Origin of the sequence: Zobellia roscoffensis (assembly GCF_015330165.1) — a bacterium.
GTDB lineage: Bacteria > Bacteroidota > Bacteroidia > Flavobacteriales > Flavobacteriaceae > Zobellia > Zobellia roscoffensis.
In genome coordinates, this window is sequence record NZ_JADDXT010000002.1 from 2,420,418 (window position 1) to 2,442,665 (window position 22,248).

General features: G+C 37.9%; 22 protein-coding genes. 13 read left to right on the forward strand and 9 right to left on the reverse strand.

Annotated elements, in window-relative coordinates:
- Window positions 1–65 precede the first annotated feature (65 nt).
- The 6 genes from porV (at window position 66) to IWC72_RS10145 (ending at window position 6,377) form a co-directional block, all read left to right on the forward strand.
- Window positions 66–1,217 carry a type IX secretion system outer membrane channel protein PorV gene (porV, locus tag IWC72_RS10120; RefSeq protein WP_194526084.1) on the forward strand — a complete coding sequence of 384 codons (1,152 nt, stop codon included), beginning with the start codon at window positions 66–68 and terminating at the stop codon, window positions 1,215–1,217.
- A 75-nt stretch (window positions 1,218–1,292) separates the two neighbouring features.
- A complete protein-coding gene (cdd, locus tag IWC72_RS10125) occupies window positions 1,293–1,775 on the forward strand; it encodes a cytidine deaminase (protein ID WP_194526085.1) in 483 nt (160 codons plus the stop codon).
- 158 nt (window positions 1,776–1,933) lie between these two features.
- Complete coding sequence (gene pdhA, locus IWC72_RS10130) at window positions 1,934–2,929, forward strand: pyruvate dehydrogenase (acetyl-transferring) E1 component subunit alpha (protein WP_194526086.1); 996 nt, start codon at window positions 1,934–1,936, stop codon at window positions 2,927–2,929.
- Between the two features lie 9 nt (window positions 2,930–2,938).
- A complete protein-coding gene (locus IWC72_RS10135; RefSeq protein ID WP_194529696.1) occupies window positions 2,939–4,576 on the forward strand; it encodes a pyruvate dehydrogenase complex dihydrolipoamide acetyltransferase in 1,638 nt (545 codons plus the stop codon).
- 89 nt (window positions 4,577–4,665) lie between these two features.
- Entirely contained in the window at window positions 4,666–5,697 is a 1,032-nt protein-coding gene (locus IWC72_RS10140) for a M28 family metallopeptidase (protein WP_194529697.1), read from the forward strand.
- Window positions 5,697–6,377, forward strand: a complete 681-nt coding sequence (locus tag IWC72_RS10145) for an SDR family NAD(P)-dependent oxidoreductase (protein WP_194529698.1) — start codon at window positions 5,697–5,699, stop codon at window positions 6,375–6,377. The genes IWC72_RS10140 and IWC72_RS10145 overlap by 1 nt, the downstream gene beginning before the upstream one ends.
- Here the strand turns inward: IWC72_RS10145 and eutB are convergent, their stop codons facing one another.
- Window positions 6,378–8,693, reverse strand: coding sequence for an ethanolamine ammonia-lyase subunit EutB (gene eutB, locus IWC72_RS10150; protein WP_194529699.1), 2,316 nt, complete (start codon window positions 8,691–8,693; stop codon window positions 6,378–6,380).
- A 115-nt stretch (window positions 8,694–8,808) separates the two neighbouring features.
- Between eutB and IWC72_RS10155 the strand changes: the two genes are divergently transcribed.
- The 3 genes from IWC72_RS10155 (at window position 8,809) to IWC72_RS10165 (ending at window position 12,069) form a co-directional block, all read left to right on the forward strand.
- Window positions 8,809–9,411, forward strand: a complete 603-nt coding sequence (locus tag IWC72_RS10155) for a SprT-like domain-containing protein (protein ID WP_194529700.1) — start codon at window positions 8,809–8,811, stop codon at window positions 9,409–9,411.
- 84 nt (window positions 9,412–9,495) lie between these two features.
- Window positions 9,496–10,578, forward strand: coding sequence for a mannose-1-phosphate guanylyltransferase (locus IWC72_RS10160; protein ID WP_194526092.1), 1,083 nt, complete (start codon window positions 9,496–9,498; stop codon window positions 10,576–10,578).
- Between the two features lie 9 nt (window positions 10,579–10,587).
- Window positions 10,588–12,069 carry a DUF389 domain-containing protein gene (locus IWC72_RS10165; protein ID WP_194526093.1) on the forward strand — a complete coding sequence of 494 codons (1,482 nt, stop codon included), beginning with the start codon at window positions 10,588–10,590 and terminating at the stop codon, window positions 12,067–12,069.
- Between the two features lie 18 nt (window positions 12,070–12,087).
- Here the strand turns inward: IWC72_RS10165 and IWC72_RS10170 are convergent, their stop codons facing one another.
- Window positions 12,088–12,855: an ABC transporter ATP-binding protein gene (locus IWC72_RS10170; RefSeq protein ID WP_194529701.1), complete on the reverse strand. Its 768-nt coding sequence runs from the start codon at window positions 12,853–12,855 to the stop codon at window positions 12,088–12,090.
- Entirely contained in the window at window positions 12,852–13,592 is a 741-nt protein-coding gene (locus IWC72_RS10175; RefSeq protein ID WP_194526095.1) for an MlaE family ABC transporter permease, read from the reverse strand. Before IWC72_RS10175 ends, IWC72_RS10170 begins: the two co-directional genes overlap by 4 nt.
- 112 nt (window positions 13,593–13,704) lie before the next feature.
- Here IWC72_RS10175 and pafA point away from each other — a divergent pair, with 112 nt between their 5' ends.
- Window positions 13,705–15,366: an alkaline phosphatase PafA gene (pafA, locus tag IWC72_RS10180; RefSeq protein WP_194529702.1), complete on the forward strand. Its 1,662-nt coding sequence runs from the start codon at window positions 13,705–13,707 to the stop codon at window positions 15,364–15,366.
- Window positions 15,367–15,377: 11 nt separating this feature from the next.
- Window positions 15,378–16,166 (forward strand): glutamate racemase, encoded by a 789-nt coding sequence (murI, locus tag IWC72_RS10185; RefSeq protein WP_194529703.1) that lies wholly within the window; start codon window positions 15,378–15,380, stop codon window positions 16,164–16,166.
- Here murI and IWC72_RS10190 read toward each other — a convergent pair.
- A complete protein-coding gene (locus tag IWC72_RS10190) occupies window positions 16,155–16,652 on the reverse strand; it encodes a dihydrofolate reductase (RefSeq protein WP_194526098.1) in 498 nt (165 codons plus the stop codon). The two genes, murI and IWC72_RS10190, sit on opposite strands and share 12 nt — an antisense overlap.
- Window positions 16,649–17,038, reverse strand: coding sequence for a 2TM domain-containing protein (locus IWC72_RS10195; RefSeq protein ID WP_194529704.1), 390 nt, complete (start codon window positions 17,036–17,038; stop codon window positions 16,649–16,651). The genes IWC72_RS10190 and IWC72_RS10195 overlap by 4 nt, the downstream gene beginning before the upstream one ends.
- A gap of 58 nt (window positions 17,039–17,096) precedes the next feature.
- Here IWC72_RS10195 and IWC72_RS10200 point away from each other — a divergent pair, with 58 nt between their 5' ends.
- Both IWC72_RS10200 and IWC72_RS10205 read left to right on the forward strand, forming a co-directional pair.
- A complete protein-coding gene (locus IWC72_RS10200; RefSeq protein WP_194529705.1) occupies window positions 17,097–18,185 on the forward strand; it encodes an aminotransferase class V-fold PLP-dependent enzyme in 1,089 nt (362 codons plus the stop codon).
- A 168-nt stretch (window positions 18,186–18,353) separates the two neighbouring features.
- Window positions 18,354–18,653, forward strand: coding sequence for an isoamylase early set domain-containing protein (locus IWC72_RS10205; RefSeq protein WP_194526101.1), 300 nt, complete (start codon window positions 18,354–18,356; stop codon window positions 18,651–18,653).
- 120 nt (window positions 18,654–18,773) lie between these two features.
- On the opposite strand, the gene IWC72_RS10210 is transcribed toward IWC72_RS10205, so the two are convergent.
- The 4 genes from IWC72_RS10210 to IWC72_RS10225 all read right to left on the reverse strand — a co-directional run bounded on the left by IWC72_RS10210 (window position 18,774) and on the right by IWC72_RS10225 (window position 22,206).
- Window positions 18,774–19,055: a DUF427 domain-containing protein gene (locus tag IWC72_RS10210; protein ID WP_194529706.1), complete on the reverse strand. Its 282-nt coding sequence runs from the start codon at window positions 19,053–19,055 to the stop codon at window positions 18,774–18,776.
- A 68-nt stretch (window positions 19,056–19,123) separates the two neighbouring features.
- A complete protein-coding gene (gene egtD, locus IWC72_RS10215; RefSeq protein WP_194529707.1) occupies window positions 19,124–20,095 on the reverse strand; it encodes an L-histidine N(alpha)-methyltransferase in 972 nt (323 codons plus the stop codon).
- 51 nt (window positions 20,096–20,146) lie between these two features.
- Window positions 20,147–21,307 (reverse strand): ergothioneine biosynthesis protein EgtB, encoded by a 1,161-nt coding sequence (gene egtB, locus IWC72_RS10220; RefSeq protein WP_194529708.1) that lies wholly within the window; start codon window positions 21,305–21,307, stop codon window positions 20,147–20,149.
- A 74-nt stretch (window positions 21,308–21,381) separates the two neighbouring features.
- Complete coding sequence (locus tag IWC72_RS10225) at window positions 21,382–22,206, reverse strand: thymidylate synthase (protein ID WP_194529709.1); 825 nt, start codon at window positions 22,204–22,206, stop codon at window positions 21,382–21,384.
- Window positions 22,207–22,248: the final 42 nt, after the last annotated feature.

The window sequence follows — 22,248 nt, forward strand, 5'->3', positions numbered from 1 at the left end:
ATATTTTTTTAGATTGTATCACTATATAGTATTATTAGACCGACTAAATTTAGCTCTATTTAAAAATGAAAAAATTTTCAATTCTTGTTTTGCTTGTATTTGCATGCAAAATATCGGCCCAAGAAGCAGGTGATCGAGTTATTACCACAGCAGTTCCCTTTTTAAACATTACAGCAGATGCCAGAGCGGCGGGTATGGGAGATTTAGGCGTAGCCACTTCTACCGATGCGTATTCACAACAATGGAACCCTGCAAAATTTGCCTTCGCGGAGCGCAAAATGGGTATTGGTATGGGGTACACTCCATATTTGAGCAATGCTATTTCGGGTATTGGACTCTTAAATGCCAGTTATTTTAACAAGATAGATGATCAAAGTGCTTTTGCGGTCAGTCTTCGCTACTTTACATTGGGTGATATTGAGCTTAGGCAGACTTTTGATGATGTGGGTACTATTGTAAAACCTAATGAACTTTCTTTTGATGGTTCGTATTCTTTAAAATTGAGCCCTACATTCTCAATGGCAGTAGGTGGTAGATATATTAGGTCTAACCTCAAATTTCAAAATGACAATAACGTAGATTCAAAACCGGGAAGCACGTTCGCAGTAGATATAGCTGGGTTTTATCGTTCAAGAGAAATCGCTTATAATAGATTTGATGGTCGTTGGAGAGGTGGTTTTAATATTTCTAACCTTGGTGGTAAGATTGCTTATGATGAAAATGGGCAAGATAACTTCATTCCAACAAATTTAAAGTTCGGATTTGGTTTTGATTTTATTTTAGATCAAGATAACGTAATTGGTCTTACAACGGAATTTAATAAATTGTTAGTGCCAACACCGCAAGATTTTAATGATGATGGAAATTTAGATTCAGCCGATAATGATGAATATCAGAGTATAGGGTTCTTAAGTGGTGTTTTTAAATCTTTTGGCGACGCTCCTGACGGTTTTAGTGAAGAGCTTCAAGAAATGACTTGGGCCTTAGGTGCAGAATATACCTACCAAGATGCTTTTATGTTCCGTACGGGATATTTTAATGAGAGTGACGTAAAAGGTTTTAGAAAGTACTTTACGCTTGGTGCCGGTTTTAAATTTAACTCTGCTCAAATAGATTTATCATACTTATTTTCTACATCCAAAATTACTAACCCAGTGGAGAACTCACTTCGTTTTTCTTTGACGTTTAATTTAGGAGACGAATTTTATAATGATTAAGTAATCAATAAATATTCAATAAGGAAACCTGCCATACGGTAGGTTTCCTTATTTTAGGACCTCACTAAAAGAAGTATGCAAAAACAGAATATAACTTTTGAATTAACCATTTTTGATTCAATTGAAGAGCTTTCCAAGGAAGATGGTAAATTAATGTCTGATGCCATAGGGGCAAGAAAAGATGCCTACGCTCCATATTCCAACTTTCAAGTGGGGGCTGCAGTGCTCTTAGAGAACGGAGAAGTCGTTACAGGTAATAACCAAGAAAACGCTTCATATCCATCAGGTCTTTGTGCTGAACGGGTTGCAATTTTCTATGCTGGGGCCAAATATCCTGGGGTTGGCGTCACGGCCATAGCTATTACGGCTACTTCCATTAATTATCAATTAACGGATCCAGCTGCACCTTGTGGTAATTGTAGGCAGGCTATATCTGAATATGAGGTGAAGCAGAAAAAGCCCATAGCGCTAATGATGATGGGGGAAAAGGGAAAAGTTTTTAAATGCAATTCTATGGCAGATATTTTGCCATTAGGCTTCGACAGCTCTTTTTTGTAACAGTTCTTAACGGCCATGGGATAAATTCTAACAAACCTTTTACTTCAATTTTTTTCAACTATTGATTTAATATGTATTTTTGCCCTTCTGGTTGGTTCCGTGAAATAAAAGTGGAATAGTCAGGATGTTGTAACCACGAATCCAAATTATTAGCATCGATGAAAAAAATTACCAAGGAAGTATATCTAAAATGGTATGAAGATATGTTGTTCTGGCGCAAGTTCGAGGACAAGCTGGCACAGGTCTACATTCAACAAAAAGTTAGAGGTTTTTTACACTTGTATAATGGTCAAGAAGCTGTTCTAGCTGGCTCATTGCATGCAATGGACTTAACCAAGGACCGTATGATTACGGCTTATAGGAATCATGTTCAGCCAATTGGTATGGGTGTAGATCCCAAAAGAGTAATGGCGGAATTATATGGTAAGGTTACTGGTACCTCTATGGGTATGGGTGGATCAATGCATATATTTTCTAAAGAACATCGTTTTCACGGAGGGCATGGTATCGTTGGAGGTCAAATCCCATTAGGTGCGGGTATGGCTTTTGGTGATAAGTATGCAGGTAGAGATAACGTTACCCTTTGTTATATGGGCGATGGAGCTGTACGTCAAGGTGCATTTCATGAAGCATTGAACTTGGCTATGCTTTGGCAACTTCCGGTTGTATTTATTTGTGAAAACAATGGATACGCTATGGGTACGTCAGTAGAAAGAACATCATATTCCACAGAAATATGGAAACTAGGCTTAGGTTATGAGATGCCTTGTGGTCCTGTTGATGGTATGGATCCTGTAACTGTAGCGCAGGAAGTCAGTAAGGCTGTTGAAAGAGCACGTTCTGGAGGAGGACCTACTTTCCTAGAAATGAAAACATACAGGTATAGAGGTCACTCTATGTCAGATGCACAACATTATAGAACCAAGGAAGAGGTGAAGGAATATCAGAAGATAGATCCTATTACTCAAGTTCTTGATATTATTAAAGAGAATGAGTACGCATCTGAAGAGGATATTAAAGCAGTAGACAAAAAGGTTAAAGCATTGGTGTTAGAATGTGAGAAATTCGCAGACGAATCAGATTATCCTCCAGTACAGCAATTGTACGATATGGTCTACGAGCAAGAAGATTTTCCATTTGTACAACATAAATAATTAGGTAAAATGGCAGAAGTAATAAACATGCCCCGCTTAAGCGATACCATGGAAGAAGGTACCGTAGCCAAATGGTTGAAAAACGTTGGTGATAAAGTCGAGGAAGGCGATATACTTGCAGAAATAGAAACAGACAAGGCCACAATGGAATTTGAGTCCTTCTACGAAGGTACTTTATTGCATATAGGTATTGCAGAAGGAGACGGTGCACCCGTAGATTCTCTTTTGGCTATTCTTGGTGAGGAAGGAGAGGATATTTCTTCATTGTTGAATGGTGGTAATGCAAATGCTGCGGAGGAAGAAAGTGCTGATGAAGCTAGTGAGCCTGAAAGTAATAGTTCGGAAAGTTCTGATGACACTACTGCTTCTGCAGAAGTTCCTGAAGGTGTGGAAATTGTAAAGATGCCTCGCCTTAGTGATACTATGGAAGAAGGTACGGTTGCCGCTTGGTTGAAAAACGTTGGTGATACGGTAGAAGAAGGAGATATTTTAGCTGAAATAGAAACGGATAAAGCTACAATGGAATTCGAATCCTTCTATTCGGGTGTCTTATTATATATAGGTATAAAAGAAGGTGAATCTTCTCCTGTTGATGCTGTTTTAGCTGTGATTGGACCAGAAGGTACAGATGTTGATGCTGTTTTGAATGCTAAACCATCTTCTGGTAAAAAAGAAAGCTCGTCTTCTGAAGCTAAAAAAGAAGCACCTAAGAAAGAGGAGGCTAAAGAAAGTGCAGCTTCAAAACCGGTAGCTGATGGACAACGTATTTTCGTTTCTCCTTTAGCTAAGAAAATTGCTAAAGAAAAAGGTATTGATTTATCTAATGTTTCTGGTTCTGGGGACAACGGAAGAATCGTTAAGAAAGATGTTGAAAGCTATAAGCCTGCTGCTGTAGCACAAGCTCCAAAAGCAGCTTCCCAAGCCGCAGCTCCTGCAAGCGCTCCCGTAATTTTACCTGTAGGGGAAGAGAGTTCTGAGGAAGTGAAAAATTCGCAAATGCGTAAAACCATTGCGAAACGTTTATCTGAATCCAAATTCACTGCGCCTCATTATTACCTTACAATAGAGGTAGATATGGGTAACGCAATGGCTTCTAGAAAGCAGATTAACGAATTGCCCGATACTAAAGTTTCTTTCAATGATATGGTCGTGAAAGCATGTGCCATGGCATTGAAAAAACACCCTCAGGTGAATACCACTTGGAACGGAGATACAACGCGTTATAACCACCATGTACATGTGGGTGTTGCCGTTGCGGTAGATGAAGGTCTTGTTGTTCCCGTGGTTAAGTTTACGGAACAATTAAGTCTTACTCAAATAGGTTCTGCGGTTAAGGATCTTGCCGGTCGTGCAAGAAATAAAAAACTGACACCTGCAGAAATGGATGGTAGTACGTTTACGGTTTCTAATTTAGGTATGTTCGGTATCACGGAGTTTACTTCAATTATCAATCAGCCTAATTCTGCAATTCTTTCGGTTGGAGCTATTGTTCAAAAACCAGTGGTTAAAGACGGTCAGATTGTAGTGGGTAACACAATGAAGGTGACTTTGGCGTGTGACCATAGAACGGTTGATGGTGCTACAGGAGCTCAATTTTTATTGACATTACGTGCTTATTTGGAAAACCCGGTGACGATGCTGGCATAAACCAATGGCAAACTATTATAATAAAGGCATCTCGGTTATTTCGGGATGCCTTTTTTTATTTCTAAATTGTACCTTAAATAATATCACATATGAAAAAGAGTATTCTGTTTTTGGCTGGAATGTTGGCCCTATCGTGTGGTTCTTCAAAAATTGATGAATCGGTAACCCTTCAGAGTGAAGAGGCGGTTCAATTTGACCGTAACTTGATGGAAGTGCCAAAAAAAGCCAGTGATTTAGAGGGTATATCTCCTAGTCAATTTGCAAATGCGGAGCAAGTGGGTGTTATGATGAATTTTTTAGCTTCGGACGACCTTCAAGGCAGAGATACCGGTAGTGAAGGCATAGATAAAGCGGCCACGTATATTGAAGATATCTTCTCCAAGAACAATGTAAAGCCTTATTTTGATACCTACAGAGATGAGCTTTCTAATTATGATCAACCGGCATTTAATGTTGTTGGTGTAGTAGAAGGTAATGATGCTTCACTAAAAGATGAATTTATAATCGTAGGTGCTCATTATGATCATATAGGTCTGATTGCCGAAGAGAATGGAGATAAAATAGCAAATGGAGCCAATGATAATGCAGCCGGTACTACTACAGTATTGGAACTGGCGCGTTACTTTGGAAAAGAAAATACTAACAAGCGTAGCATTCTATTCGTACTGTTCAGCGCTGAAGAAAAAGGATTATTAGGCTCAAAACATTTGGCACAGAAATTAAAAGATCAGAATTTGAATCTTTATACCATGATAAATTATGAGATGGTAGGAGTGCCTCTAGTAGCAAAAGATTATTTGGCGTATTTAACGGGTTATGAAGCGTCTAATATGGCAGAGGTCATAAATTCATATGCGTCAGAAAAGTTTGCTGGATTTTTACCGAAAGCCAAAGAATTCAATCTTTTTAAACGATCGGACAATTATCCGTTTCACGAAGCTTTCAATGTTCCTTCACAAACGTTGTGCACTTTTGATTTCACAAATTTTGACCACTACCACAAAGTTGGTGATGAGGTTTCTGAGATGGACTTTGGTCATATGGCCAACTTAATCAATAAAAGTATACCTGTGCTTGAGGGCATCGCTAATTCATCAACTAAAGAAATTAAGTACAACTAATGGCGAACGTAATTATAACCGGGTCTAGCAGGGGTATTGGTTTTGAACTTGCTAAATTATTTGCGGACGAAGGTCATAAGGTTTTAGCTTTATCTCGTAATGATAAGCCTATTTCTCAATTGGGTCATGAAAATATCTCTAGCTTTCCATTTGATTTGGGAAGCCCTTCGGATTTTAAAAAGATGGAGGATTTCATAGATGAAAATTTTGACTCTGTAGATCTGTTGATCAATAATGCAGGACGATTATTGAACAAACCATTCCTTGAAACTGAAGCGGAAGAGTTTGAAGCGGTCTATAAGGTGAATGTGTTCGGTGTTGCGGAAATGACCAGAAGGGTTATTCCTAAAATGCCGAAAAATGGTCATGTAGTAACCATTAGTTCTATGGGTGGAGTACAGGGGAGCGTTAAGTTTCCGGGTTTATCGGCTTACAGTTCTAGTAAAGGAGCTGTAATAACACTTACGGAACTTTGGGCGGAAGAGTTCAAGGAAACTGGACCTTCTTTTAATGTGTTGGCCTTGGGAGCGGTTCAAACCGAAATGCTAGAAGAAGCCTTCCCTGGTTATGAAGCTCCGACTACGGCATTGCAAATGGCAGAATACATTAAGAGTTTTGCGTTGACCGGAAACCAACTTTACAACGGAAAGTTGCTACAAGTGAGCAATAGTACACCTTAATTAAATTACGGTAAACAGGCGGTCAAGAATCGTAACGGTCTGCTTTGCCGCAATTTCGGGTGCTAATGAAGTATCGGAAATGCCCGAAACTACTTTTGATATGTTATGGTCTACGGCTCCTGTGTTTGTCCAGGTGCTCATTGGTGCACTGGTGAGGTAGGCCGAAAAATTATGGTGCCCTGATCCCGGACGTTCACCAATGATATGCACAATGCCCTTATTTTCTGAAGTATTGTGTTGTCCGAAAAGTATTTCTCCACAGGCATATCCCGCACGTACCCTACCATGTTTGATGACGATATTCTTTGAACTTACGGAATAGCCTTTGTTATTTAAGGTGGTTTTTAAATGGGTAATGTAAGGCAATAGGTGACCATCATCCATTAAGGCTCTAGGGTTTAATCCATCAGAAATTATAAATTGAATGTCTGGAATATTTTCAGCCCAGGAATTGCGTAAGTTTTCTAAACTTTTAACCGCTGTTTGCCCTAAGTGTTCTCCTGATTCAGGATGGTAAACATAGTCTTTACGATCTGTGGAGTTTGTTGTAATTGAAATTGCTTCAGGTACGGTTAAGATAAATTCTGGAGTAATTTCTGTCCATAAGCTAACCTTGGCATCTTCATAAAGCAATTTTACTTCTCTTTCCAGTTGCGGATCAAGATTCCAGATATTTTCTCCATACCCTTCCGCCAATGGAACGCCACGTTCCTTTATCTGTGCGATTATATTTCTTCCTTCCTCGTAAATATCGGCTATGTTCCTATTGTCCTTTTTGGCTTTGCAGAATTTGTAATATACCCACAGCGGGTCTCCAAAATGTTCTGTAGGTTTACCGCTCTGGTCTATGATTTCAATATGCTTGAAAAAATCCCACATAGCATCGTTAACTTTGTATCCGAACTGTTCTCGTATGCGCACGTGGTCGCTAAAAGAAGTGGTAAGGTAGCTTAGCATGGGGTCGTTCTTTGTAGGTAAGGCCATTAAATAAGCCGGATTGGCGGGCATTATTTCAGAAATGCACCAATCTAAATCTTCAAGGCTAACATCCATATGAAGGGTGGAGCAGATATCTAAACCAATAGTTAGTCCGTGTAGTTTGCCCATAACCGTATCTTCCAGACAACACCGAACGAGCTGTTCTTTGGTCTTAAATACCTCTGGCCCTATAAAACCCGCCACATCGTTAACATGGAACCACGGTGCTTTCTCATTAGGCTTTCCATGCTTGGCTTTCAGTTGTAGAGCTCTGATGAAGCCATATTTGCGTGCTTCGTGTAAAACCATATCAAAACCTTCTCCATGGCCATTGGTAAAGTCCGCTCCTTGCCCAGTTTCGGCATAGAGTCCATACTGCGCTGTTCTGTTGGCAACATGCTTTTGCATTTTCTCAATGCTGACATCAAAAGTGGTATTGGCATTTACGGTACCGGCTAGACTTTGAAACCAAATGCCAGTAGTACCAGGTTGAATTTTTTCTACTTCTGCTTGAACATCAATATGGGAGAGTACGCAATTGGGCATTGTTTTTTCCAGTCCAAAAACCGTTAAAACATCAAATAAAGTCTGCTCTATTTTTGCAACGGATTCTATTTCGCTAGATACCGGGTTGGTGCCCAGTACCAAATCTCCCACACCATAGGACCATGCATCGAATACCTGCCATAAAATATCTTGTTCATTATCCGTAGGTGAATTTGGCTGAACCCTTGCGCTCAAATAACCTTTGCTCCCAATTTTGCTGTTCGGTAATGGGTTAAACACTTTTTCGCCAACCTGTATTAATTCATCATTACTCATCAGTTTTACCAAGCAACCAATTATATCGCTAGTGAGTGAGGGCATGATTTTCTTGATGGCACCTTCGGGCTGGTCCAAAACGTAAGTTTTTAGTTTTCCAATGGTCCAATTTTCTATTGTTCTATCGGTCTGGGTAGAGGAGGTGATCAGTTTGGCTATTTCGTCTATATAAATAGATTTTTCGTTTAAATCTTTAATTCTGGTATTACTCAACAAGGTTCGGGCTCTTTCTCTTGAAACGGAGCCTGCAGCCGCTAGGCCCAAACTTAGGTCGCCTTCCTTAAAATCATTGGCAGCACCCAGTATTTGACGGTAAAGTGTTAGGTCTAGTTTTCCTTTTAGACGTTTGATGTAAGCGAAAATAGACTCTCCTTTTTTTACTTCTGAAAGGGTAATACCTTCTGTAGGTGGCGGAATAGAGGCTTGAGCGGTAAGACTAGTTTGATTAAATAGTACGGATGAGATTCCTAGAAGTCCCATTCTGGTTAAGAATTGTTTTCTGTTTATACGGCCCATATCTCAATTTTTATCTTTCAATCACTTCGTTGGTATACTGTAAGTTATAAATTTTTGATGAAGCCTTTCATTCGCTTAACCATTTATTAATGAAGTTCCCTTATTTTTGTAAGCAGTGAATAGTGTATTGCAAAAATATCTTCCCGAAAGGGCTGTAGAATCATGTTTGGAGTTGATTCAAAAAACGGGTGTCCACTTGAAAATCGTAAATGAACGCGTAACACGTCATGGCGATTATAGAAGGATGTCTAACGGTAAGCATCAAATAACGGTTAATTCAAACCTAAATAAATACAGATTTCTAATTACACTCATTCATGAAATTGCCCACTTGGTAGCTTTTGAAAAGTACGGTAGGAGTATAAAGCCCCATGGTAAGGAATGGAAGCGTATTTTTCAATATTTGATGTTACCATTTATTCGTCCTGAAATATTTCCAACTGAATTATTACCGCTATTAGCTAATCATTTTAAGAATCCAAAGGCCAGTAGTAGCACGGATGCTAGGCTTTCCATAGCTTTGAAGCATTTTGATGAACAGCAGGCCAATAGAACTTACGTGTTTGAAGTGCCTTTAGGTAGTATTTTTCGTATATATAATGGTAAATTGTATAAAAAAGGAAATAGAAGAGTAAAGCGATATGAGTGTGTAGAAGTCGCTACAGGACGAACGTATCTTTTTCAGCCCAATGCAGAGGTTGAATTGGTTTTTGAATGATATTTGTAAGAAAATAAGAGAATAACTAACTATTAATTAAGAAAGCGTAGGTCAATTGACTTCCGTTATTATAGCAATTAAGAAATGAAAAACAAAAATTACTACGCAGTTTTAATGGCAGGTGGAGTCGGTTCTAGATTTTGGCCAATTAGTACATCGTCTTATCCAAAACAATTTCATGATATGTTGGGTACAGGCGATACATTAATTCAAAAAACCTTCAAGCGCCTGAATAAATTTGTACCCACAGAGAATATTCTCATTTTGACCAACGAGCGTTATAACGATTTGGTGCTGGAACAGCTGCCTTTGGTGAAACAAGATCAGGTAGTGTTGGAGCCTGCCATGCGAAACACGGCACCGTGTATTTTATATGCAGCATTGAAGATTCAAAAAATGAACGAAAACGGTGTAATGATCGTGGCGCCTAGTGATCATTGGATTGAAGATGAGGAAGCATTTGCAAAAGATGTAACGGCTTGTTTTGATAAGTGTGAAAAAGAAGATGTGCTTTGTACATTAGGTATCAAGCCTTCTTTCCCGAATACGGGCTTTGGTTATATTGAATTTGAGAAAGAGAGTACAGAGGAAATTAAGAAGGTAAATCAGTTTCGTGAGAAACCGGATTATGAGACCGCTAAAGAGTTTTTGGCGCAGGGCAACTTCCTATGGAACGCCGGTATTTTCATGTGGAGCGTGAAAACCATTGTGAGTGCGTTCAAAAACTACCAACCTGAACAATATTCACTTTTTGAATCTGGTATGTCTTGTTACAATACTGGAGAAGAAAAAGAGTTTATAAAAGAGAACTATCCAAAAGCGGAAAACATTTCTATAGATTACGCTATTTTGGAAAATTCGAAAGCCATATTTGTGCTTCCGGCAACTTTTGATTGGAACGATTTAGGTACTTGGGGATCATTATATGATAAGCTGGATAAGGATGAGGACAATAATGCCGTTGTAAACAGTAAGTCCTTAACAACCGATGCTTCGGGGAATATGATACGTTCTCCGAAAGATAAAATAGTGGTTGTAGATGGCCTTAACGACTATATCATCGTAGACAAAAAAGAAGTACTTTTAATATATCCGAAATCAAAAGAACAAGATATCAAAAAGGTATTAGGTGCTGTTAAGGATAAATACGGAGATGAGTATGCCTAACAATAACATATGAGCGATAAACTGAACCAAGATAATATTACGCCTACTGAAGAGCCAAAGGAAAGTCAAGAAGCGGTAAAAAAGGATGCGAAAGGACTTTTGGAAAGTTTGCGAAGATTTTTGCGCGAACTATTGGATATTCGTGAGAATACGGATCAGGAAGCTACAAAAGAGGCTATTATTGCCGATATTCCTTTTAAGGGGCACACATCTTGGATTCTGATCTGTTCAATTTTTATTGCATCTATTGGGTTAAACGCAAACTCTACGGCAGTGGTCATTGGAGCGATGTTAATTTCGCCACTAATGGGACCTATTCTTGGTCTGGGAATGTCTTTGGCGATCAATGATATTGATACTCTGAGACGCTCGCTGAAGAATTTTGGGGTTATGGTGGTGCTTAGTGTATTGACCGCTTACCTTTTCTTTGAGTTCTTCCCCATTCAAGATGAGTCATCAGAGCTTTTAGCCCGTACCGCACCGGATATTCGTGATGTTCTTATAGCATTTTTTGGTGGTCTTGCCCTGGTAATCGCGCGAGCAAAGAAGGGGACTATAGCTAGTGTTATTTTTGGTGTAGCTATTGCCACGGCTTTGATGCCTCCGCTATGTACGGTTGGCTTTGGTTTGGCCATTGGTAACCCAGGTTATGCACTTGGAGCTATGTATTTGTTTATTATAAATACTATTTTCATAGCCCTTGCCACATTTTTGACCATAAAACTATTGAAGTTTCCAATGGTTCGTTATGTGAATTCCGCCAAAAGAAGGCGTATTGCGCGTATTGCTTCGGTGGTTGCTTTATTGGTAATGATTCCTGCAGGATACACGTTCTATAACGTTTTTCAGGAGTCCATGTTTAAAAAACAGGCTATAGAATTTGTGAGTGCAACCATCGGTAAATATCAATTTACAGGAGGCGGAAGGTATTTGGACAATTTTACGACTATTGAATATAATGAAGGTGAAAACCCTATAATTGAGCTGGTTTGTATGGGCAATGAAGTAATTCCGGCAAATATCATTGCTTCGTGGAATACCATGCTGAAAGAAGATGAAGATTATAAACGGTTAAGTAATGCCGAATTACATGTAATACAAGGAGCGCAAAATGAGCAAGGCGATCAGTTGAAATATATCAACGAACTATATGAGTCTCAGAAAAATCAATTATCGAGTAAAGCTGAAAAAATTGCTTTTTTAGAGGCTGAGGTTACCCGTCTTCAGAGAGATGCCTCCAGACAGAAACAAATACCTTTTCAAGATATAAGTGCGGAGGCAAAAGCTAATTACGAAAATCTGGTTTCTCTTCAATATGATAATGCGGTAATCACCGATTTTAATAAAATAGATACACTATCAATTTTTGAAGTAAAGTGGAAAGAAGGTATAAAGCAAAGTAAAATTCTTGCTGAAAACAAAAGGGTTCATGAGTGGCTAAAAGTGCGGTTAAAAGATACTACCATTCAGTTAAGGGGCTCTTCTAAATAGAGTTGAAAGGGGCCGTGTTTAATTTCTCTCCTCAATGTACATTTGGCGTACTTTTTTAAAGAGGTCAGAAGAGTAGACAAAATCGGTAACGGTTTCATTATCGGTTTTGAATATTTCTTTGTTACTTCCTTCCCAGGCTTTTAGGCCATCCTTTAGGAATAGAATTTTTTCTCCTATTTCCATCACCGAGTTCATATCATGGGTGTTGATTATAGTAGTAATATCGTATTCTTCGGTGATTTCTTTAATAAGGTTGTCTATAACAATAGCCGTTTTAGGGTCAAGTCCAGAATTTGGTTCATCGCAAAAGAGGTATTTTGGATTCATAACTATGGCTCGGGCAATAGCAACTCGCTTCTGCATTCCTCCGGAAATTTCCGAAGGGAATTTGTGATGCGCATCTACTAAATTTACGCGCTTTAAAACAAAATCTGTTCTGTCTTGAATTTCAGATTTTGATTGCTTCGTAAACATTTCTAAGGGGAATTTTACATTGCCCTCTACGGTCATTGAGTCAAACAAGGCACTTCCTTGGAATACCATTCCCATTTCTTGGCGTAAGTCTCTTTTTTGTGCATCACTAAGTTCTGCGTAAACCTGCCCGTTATAGCTAATAGTCCCTTCTTCCGGAGTAAATAGTCCCAATAGGCATTTTAAAAAAACCGTTTTACCAGAACCACTTTGTCCAATGATAAGGTTGGTCTTTCCCTTGTGAAAACTGGTGGTAATTCCCTTAAGGATATGGGCTCCATCGAAAGACTTATGTATGTCGTTTACTTCTATCATTGGCCTAATAAGAGTTGTGTGAGTATGTAGTTAGATATGATAATTACCACACTTGTCCATACGAACGAGGTTGTACTGGCTTTACCTACTTCTAAGGCTCCGCCTGTCATGTAGAAGCCATGGTAGGAAGGTACTGTGGCCAAAACAAAAGCAAAGACCAAAGTTTTAAGAAAAGCATAGGTTATGTGAAAGGGTATAAAATCTAATTGCACCCCTTCTATAAAATCTGCACTGGTGCTAAATCCGCCAAAAACAGCTGCCATCCACCCGCCAAAAATACCAACGTACATGGCAATTGAAATAATGAAAGGGTACAGGCATAATGCAACGATTTTAGGGAAAACCAGATAGTTGAGTGCATTCACGCCCATAACTTCTAATGCATCTATTTGCTCGGTAACACGCATGGATCCAATACTGGATGTGATATAGGAACCTACCTTCCCCGCCATGATGATAGAGCAGAAAGTAGGTGCAAACTCAAGAATAATTGACTGTCTTGTAGCAAAACCTACTAAACTTTTAGGAATAAGTTCACTAGTTATGTTCAGTGCTGTTTGTATAGCAACAACAGCACCCATGAAAAAAGCAATGAAAATTAAGATACCCAAAGAACCGAAGATAAGTTCGTCTACTTCTTTCAAAATCAGCGACTTCATAATGCGCCATTTTGTAGGTTTCTTAAAGACCTCTTTTATCATAATGGCATATCTGCCAATCGATGTTAGGTAGTTCATGTGATGAAAATAGGTATATCCTAACAAAAATAACAATAAACGATTTCATTTAACCTGCATTTAAAGTTTAAAAGGGGAATTTATTTACTTTTGTTAGCTCAATAAATTTACTATGTACAAGAATTTTTTCATCTTATTTTTCACAATTTTTTCAATAGCTTTTTTGCCGTCTAATTCATATGGTCAGAGAAAAACAAAAGAGCAAAACGAAGCACCATTAAAAACCGAGCCAAAATTGGTAGTAGGTATAATTGTAGATCAGATGAGGTATGATTATATTACTCGTTTTTGGAATCATTATGGAGATGGCGGATTTAAACGTTTGGTGAGCGAAGGGTTCAATTGTAAAAACAATCATTATAATTATGCACCTACGAGTACAGGTCCTGGGCATGCTTCGGTTTATACAGGAACAACACCGGCCGTGCATGGTATTATAGGTAACAATTGGTATGATAAAATAGCCGAAGAAGATGTGTACTGCGCTGGAGACTCTAAATATAACTCAGTTGGTACTACTTCGGAAGCAGGGCAAATGTCGCCCCATAGAATGACAGTTACCACTATAACAGATGAGCTTAGGCTACATACCCAAATGCGTGGTAAAACAATTGCAGTAGCTTTAAAAGATAGAGGAGCCGTACTTCCTGGTGGGCATACGGCAAATGCAGCCTATTGGTTTAGCCATGGTGCATGGGTAACCAGTTCTTTTTATATGGATAAATTACCTAGTTGGGTCGAAAAATTTAATTCGGACAAATCTTTTGATACCTATAAAAGACCTTGGAAAACCTTAAAGAATAGTAATGATTATGTTGAAAGTGGGCTAGACTACAATACCTACGAAGGTTTGTTTAAAGGAGAGAAGTCTCCGGTTTTACCTCATGACCTTCCAAAACTTTGGGATGAGAACGGAAAATATGAGATGTTAAAAGCAACTCCTTTTGGTAACTCTATGACTGCGGATTTTGCTATAGCCGCATTAGAGGCAGAGCAGTTAGGAGCTGATGCTATAACAGATTTCTTGGCGGTTAGTTTTTCAAGTACAGATTATGTGGGGCATAAGTTTGGGGTTAACTCAAAAGAAGTGCAAGATACTTACTTGCGATTAGATGTAGATTTAGAGCGTCTGTTCAAAGAGTTGGATCGTAAAGTTGGCAAAGGGGAATATACTGTGTTTTTAACAGCAGATCATGCTGCAATTGATGTGCCAGCGTATCTAAAGGACCAAAGAATACCGGCAGATTACGTAGCTTGGGATGCTATGAAAGCCGATTTTTCACAATTTTTAGAGTTTAATTATGGCACAACTGACATTGTTAAGGACTTTTCAAATGACCAATATTTCTTAGATTATAAAATTATTAAAAATTTGGATTTAAGCGTTCAGGAGGTTCAAGAAGCTATAGCTAAAGAGGTTTTGACTTATAAAGGAATTGATCGGACGTATACGGCATACCAAATGTGGCAGAATGATTATACGCACGGTATTCCGTATATTCTTCAGAATGGGTATAATCAAAAGCGTTCAGGTGATGTGTTGGTGGTATTATCGCCTGGTACTATTTCGTATCCTAAAACGGGATCTACACATGGTTCTCCACAGATATATGATACTCATGTGCCTTTACTTTTTTATGGCGCAGGAATCAAACAGGGCAGTACCGTAGAAAGAACAGAAATTGATGATATTGCTCCTACCATAGCGTCTTTGTTGGGTATAGCTTTTCCAAGTGGTACTACAGGAAGCCCTATAGCTGAGGTGTTGGAATAATTAGTATGGATATGAGCAGCAAGCCAATAGGTATTTTTGATTCAGGGGTAGGAGGGACTTCCATTTGGAAAGAAATTCAAAACCTACTGCCTAATGAAGATACCATTTATTTGGCAGATAGTAAGAATGCGCCTTATGGAGAGAAATCCCAAGAAGAGATTCTTCGGCTGAGTATTAAAAATACGGAGTTATTATTAGAGAGAGGGTGTAAAATCATTGTTGTTGCCTGTAATACAGCAACAACAAATGCTATTACTAATTTACGAGCTCAGTATAGTGTGCCTTTTATAGGTATAGAGCCTGCAATTAAACCAGCTGCGTTGCAATCAAAATCTAAGACGGTTGGTGTCTTGGCGACAAAAGGAACCCTGGCCAGTAGTCTTTTTAATAGTACCTCTGAAAACCATGCCAATGGAATTAGAATCATAGAGCAAGAGGGCACTGGTTTGGTTCCGCTAATAGAGGGTGGTAAAGTTGCTTCTGAGGAAACTATAGGATTACTAAATACATATGTAAATCCAATGCTAGAGGAGGGTATGGATCACCTTGTATTAGGGTGTACTCATTACCCTTATCTCATTCCTACTTTAAAAAGCATTCTACCTGCACATGTAAAAATCATTGATTCCGGAGAAGCGGTTGCAAGGCAAGTAAAAGTTATCTTGGAAAAAAATAACCTTTTAAATACTTCCAAGGACATAGCAAGGCATCAATTATACACCAATATAAATCCAGGTGTGTTGCAAAGTTTTGTGGAAGATGTAGAGGGTAACCTCTCTGTTCAGAGACTAGATTTTTAGATAGGTCAGATACGTAAAGGCATACTTATGCTTTTCATCTTGCGGGTGGTATTGTTCGGTAGCAAGTTCCCAAATGGTTTCGTTTATTTCCGGAAAAAAAGTGTCGGCATCTTCAAAAATACCGTGTACACGAGTAAGCTCAAGTTTATTAGCACATTCCATACCTAGTTTGTAAATTTCACCACCACCTATTATATAGGATAAAGGCTCATCTTTAACCAATTCTAAAGCTTCGGGTAATGAATGTACTACAACGCAGGTGTCATAATCTACAGTATAATCATTGTCCCTGGTAATAATAACGTGTTTGCGATTGGGAAGAGGTTTAGGGAAACTCTCGTACGTTTTTCTTCCCATGATAATCGTGTGACCTGAAGTTAGGCTTTTAAACCTCTTAAAATCATCTGGTAGATGCCATAAGAGATCATTGTCTTTTCCTAGAGCATCGTTTTCGGCAGCTGCCGCTATCATAGCTACGGTGTTCATGGTTCTATTTTTTTATTGATTTTAGAAAGTGGAAAATCGGTCTCTATTTCTTTTTGGATTTCAGCAATACGTTTCTTTTGCTTTGCGACTAATTTTTCACGTTGGATCCGTTCCCATTCCCTTCCCATGAATTTTTGAGTTACAAAAACGTTAAAGGCGTGTATGATAAATAAAAATGCCCAGAAAGTAATACCCCAAATGAACCAGTCATACGTATCGCCATATTTTAAAATCTTATTAATTAATATAAGAAAGACACTGCCAATAAGAAAGATTACAAAGTGTGTAAATAACCGTTTCTTTTGTTTGATACGGGTTTGAGCGTTCTCGAGCATTTCGTGTTGCTCAAGGTCTACTTCAGAACGGTTTTTGTTTTTAGAGAACATACGAATCGCTACCTTTAGAGTACAAAGATAAGGCAATTGCCGACACAGAAAATACCATATGAAAAATACCAGAAAACACTTCCCTGTTTTAAGTCAGTATATCTATGCCAATACTGCTTCTGCAGGATTGCTCAATGATGATTTAATGGAGTGGCGCCAAGAACATGACTTGGACTACCTGATTGGGGGTAGTAATTTTAGGAATAAAGTTGCAGCTAAATTAGTTTCTGAAACCCGTGAAGTTGTTGCAAATTTCTTTGGAGCTAAAAAAGAAAATACAGCGTTGGTACAAAACTTTACGCTCGGTTTAAATATGTTGGTAGAAGGACTGGACAGAAGTCATAAAATTTTATTGGTAAAGGACGATTATCCGTCGCTAAATTGGCCGTTTGAATATCGTGGGTTTGATGTTTCCTACGTAGAGTTGTGTGCTAGTTTAGAAGAGAGTATTAGGAATAAAATTCAAGAACAAAACATATCTGTATTGGCTTTGAGTTTAGTACAATGGACAAATGGCATTCAAATAAGTATGAATTTTCTTACATATATAAAAAATAAATTTCCCAACTTGAAGATTATAGCAGATGGTACTCAATTTTGTGGTACATCTAACTTTGATTTTGAGAGCTCACCATTAGATGTTCTAGGGGCAAGCGCTTATAAATGGTTGTTGTCAGGTTATGGAAACGGATTTATGTTGTTTAAAGATGGAATGGAAGATGTGTTTGCTGTTAAGACCATAGGTTACAATGCATCGGGACATGATATGGATGCGAGAGATAAGATACCCTTTGCCAATCGTTTTGAGCCGGGTCACTTAGATACGTTGAATTTTGGGAGTCTAAAGTTTTCTTTGGAATACTTAAATAGTTTAGGAAAAGCGACGATTGAAAATCAATTGAAATTACTGTCTAAAAAAGCAAAAGAAGAATTTGGTCGGTTAGGATTATTATCTAAGAATGTGTTGGAGAGAGAGGGTCATAGTACAATATTTAATATTAAAGGAGATAATGCCTTATTTGAAAAATTAACTGAGAATGGAGTTATCTGTTCACAGCGCGGAGAAGGTATTAGGCTAAGTTTTCATTTTTACAACAGTGAAGAGGATATTGATAAAGTTGTAAAAATCTTAAAAACAGCTATATAGCACTTGGTAATGTAGAAAATAAATTAAGTTTTTTTGTCTCTACGCACTATTTGTTATGTAAATATTGCGAAAATGATAAAAATGCGTTAATCATTGTATATGAGCATTTTAATATATTAGTTTTGCCCCTGATTTAGAAACTAAAAAATCAATTTAAAATAATACATAATGGCAATTTCAAAACAGTATCTTAAGACAAAACCAGTTTGTAAAGTCACTTTTACGGTTCCGGCAGAGGAAGCAACAAAAGTAGCGGTTGTTGGTGATTTCAATAATTGGAAAGCTAACAAAGCAAGTGCATTGAAAAAGTTGAAAAACGGAAATTTCAAAGGTACCATTGAGCTTCCTAAGGAAACTTCTTTTGAGTTCAAATATATTATTGATGGAAACTACGTAAATGAAGGCGAAGCTGATCGTTACCAGTGGAACGATTACGCAGGTGGCGAAAATGCCGTTCTGGATCTATAATTTTTTCGTTTGAAAAATAAAGAAAGCCGGAACATTATATGCTCCGGCTTTTTAATTTTATAGAAACACGCTTACATGTTCATTTGGAGAAAAGAAATGTAAGTGTTGTTTACGGTATTTTTATTTTTCCACAGTTACTCCATTCCAAAAAGCAACGTACCCTTTTATACTTTTTGCAAGCGGGCTAACTTCTGGGTAATACCAAGCTGCGTCTGGATTTTGCTTGCCACCTACTACTAATGTATAGTAATGGGCTTGTCCTTTCCATGGACAAGTTGTATGTGTTTCACTGGTTTTAAAATACTCTTTCTTAATACTCTCTGCGGGAAAATAATGGTTGTTTTCAACTACAACTGTTTCGTCGCTCTCTGCTATTATTGTATCATTCCAAATTGCTTTCATAGTACTACATATTTGACCACTTTTTAAAAATGGTAGATTCGTAATTGTATTATAATGGGTAATGGCTGCTATTGTTTTCTTAGTACAAAATTCTTGTAATGCTTCTCTGTATCGCCAAAATCAGATTCTATTTTTAGGCCAGATTTTTCGGCTAACCAAGCAACAACTTTGTCATCGTATTTTTGAGAAATTTCTGTGTGTACCGTTTCCCACTGTTCAAAATCAATTAATACGTCTAGTTTGCCAATACTTACAACTTGTGCTTCTTTGGCTACTAAATAGCTCTTTGCGGTCCCTGTTTCCGGGTCATATACCTCCCAATGTATAAATTTATCTAAATCAAAATTTCCATCTAATTCTTTGTTGATACGAGATAGAACATTTTTGTTGAAAGCAGCTGTAATTCCTGTTTGGTCATTATAGGCATCTAGTATAGTTTGTGGATTTTTCTTCATATCAAAACCAATGAAAAGTAAATCTTCTTTTTCCATAAGCTCTTGTATGCTTTTTAGAAAATCTATAGCTTGTTCATGAAGAAGGTTTCCAATGTTTGATCCCAAGAACAAAATCACTTTTTTAGTGCTATTTTCAGCTTTTATTTTCTTTAACGCTTCAAAATAGGTTCCTTGTTGAGGTTCTACTTTAACTTTAGGAAGTTCATTTTGTAATGAGTCCTCTAGTCCATTAAGAACATGCTGACTTATATCTATAGGTTGATATTTAAAATCGAAACCATTTTCCGAAAGGTATTTTAAAAGAATCTTTGTTTTTTTTCCATCACCAGCGCCCAATTCTATAAGTTTAAACTTTGGGTTGGCTGAAGCAAATAAATTGGCTATCTCTGCAGTATGACTTTCTAGAATGTCATATTCTTTGCGTGTAAGATAATATTCAGGCATATTCATTATATCCTGAAACAGCTTATCACCCTTTTCATCATAAAAGTATTTGGATGATAAATGTTTTGGAAAATCCGTAAGACCAGTATAAACGTCTTCTTCAAATTGGGTTTCAAAAAGCACTTCAGTTGGTTTTTGCATGATGTTTAAGTCGAGAATTTTTTAGAAACTATACTTGGAAGTAGTGAAAATTTATTTAACTATTCGAAAACCAGTATATTGCCATCTTAGATCGGTCTGAAAAAAGTTGCGATAGGTAGGTCTGGTATGGCGTATTGGTGTGGCAACAGAACCTCCGCGAAGTACTTTTTGGTTCACCATAAACTTACCGTTGTATTCGCCCAGTGCACCATCTGCTTTTGTGTAGTTAGGGTAAGGTAGGTATGCACTTTCTGTCCATTCCCAACGTTTGCCCCAGGGGAAAAAGGACTGAGATGCTTCCCACTCAAATTCTGTAGGTAAGCGACATCCTTTCCATTGAGCAAATGCAAATGCCTCAAAATATGAAATATGCGTTACGGGAGTATTAGGTGTAATTTTTTTAAGTCCATTTAGAGTGTAATTATACCAAACGCCATCAATTAAATGCCAGTATAAGGGGGCAGATATCTGGTTTTGATTCACCCAATCCCAACCTTGGGCGTGCCATAGGTCAAATTTTTGATAACCTCCAGCCTCAATAAATTCAATGTACTCTAAGTTGGTGATTAGATTACTTGATATTTTAAACGGATGTAAATAAACCTTGTGTCGTCCTAACTCATTGTCATAACAGAAAGCATCTGTGTTATGACCTATTTCATAGATGCCTTCCTCCATAGAAATCCATTCTTGAGCAGTATTTTCTGGAGGATGTTCTTTAAAATTATCGGAATAGGAAGGGAGCAACGGATTGTTGCCTAATATAAATTTAATATCCGTTAATAGGAGTTCTTGATGCTGTTTTTCATGATGAATACCTATTTCCAATAAATTATATAACTCTTGGTTTTGAGTGGTCGTGAAAAGACTTTTCATGGCCCCAGTTACATATGCGCGGTATGTATATACGCTGTCTACTGAAGGCCGGGATAAATTACCACGATCGGACCGAATAACTCTTTTTCCAACAGTCTCATAGTAACTATTAAAAACAAAAGAAAAGTCTTCATCAAAAACTTTATAACCACTAGCATGTGGTTTTAGAATGAATTCTTCAAAAAACCAGGTAGTATGACCTAAGTGCCATTTTGGAGGTGATACATCAACAATTGGCTGTACTACATAATCTTCAATTTCTAAAGGCCTGCAAATGTTCTCGGTATGTTCTCGGGTCTCTAGAAAAAAATCTAAAGGGGAATCGGTCAACGTCATAGCAATTCTATTATCCTATAAATATAAGGATTATAGAAAGCATGAAATGGACTCAATAGTAATTTTAGTGAACTCTAAATAGCCACAGCTCCCTTAATATGTGGATGCGGATCGTAATTTTCTATGGTAAAATCTTCAAAATTAAAATTGAAAATATCCTTAATTTCAGGGTTGATAACCATTTTTGGTAATGGTCGTGGTTCGCGACTCAATTGCAATTCTACTTGCTCCATGTGGTTGTTGTAGATATGGGCGTCACCAAAAGTGTGAATAAATTCACCGGCTTCGTAACCACATACTTGTGCCATCATCATAGTGAATAGAGCGTAAGAAGCAATATTAAAGGGTACCCCTAGGAAAATATCTGCACTACGTTGGTAAAGCTGACATGAAAGCTTGCTATCGGACACGTAAAACTGAAAAAATGCGTGACATGGTGGAAGCGCTGCTTTACCATTTGCCACGTTTTCAGAGAATGATTTTGATGTATCTGGAAGAACACTAGGATTCCAGGCGGAAACTAGCATACGTCTACTGTTAGGATTGTTTTTTAATGATTCAATAACATCTTTGATCTGGTCAATTTCATCGTTGTTCCAGTTACGCCATTGGTGGCCGTAAACAGGACCCAAGTCTCCATTCTCGTCTGCCCAGTCGTTCCAAATACGCACACCATTTTCTTGCAAGTATTTGATGTTTGTATCACCTTTCAAGAACCAAAGTAACTCATAAACAATAGACTTCAGGTGTAACTTTTTGGTTGTCACCATTGGGAATCCTTCGCTTAGATCAAAACGCATTTGGTGTCCAAAAACACTTAATGTTCCTGTTCCTGTACGGTCTCCTTTTTGGTTGCCGTTTTCTAGTACGTGCTTAAGTAAATCGTGGTATTGCTTCATAGTAAGGTAAAGATAAAAGGTAATAGGTAAAAGCTCAAAAGC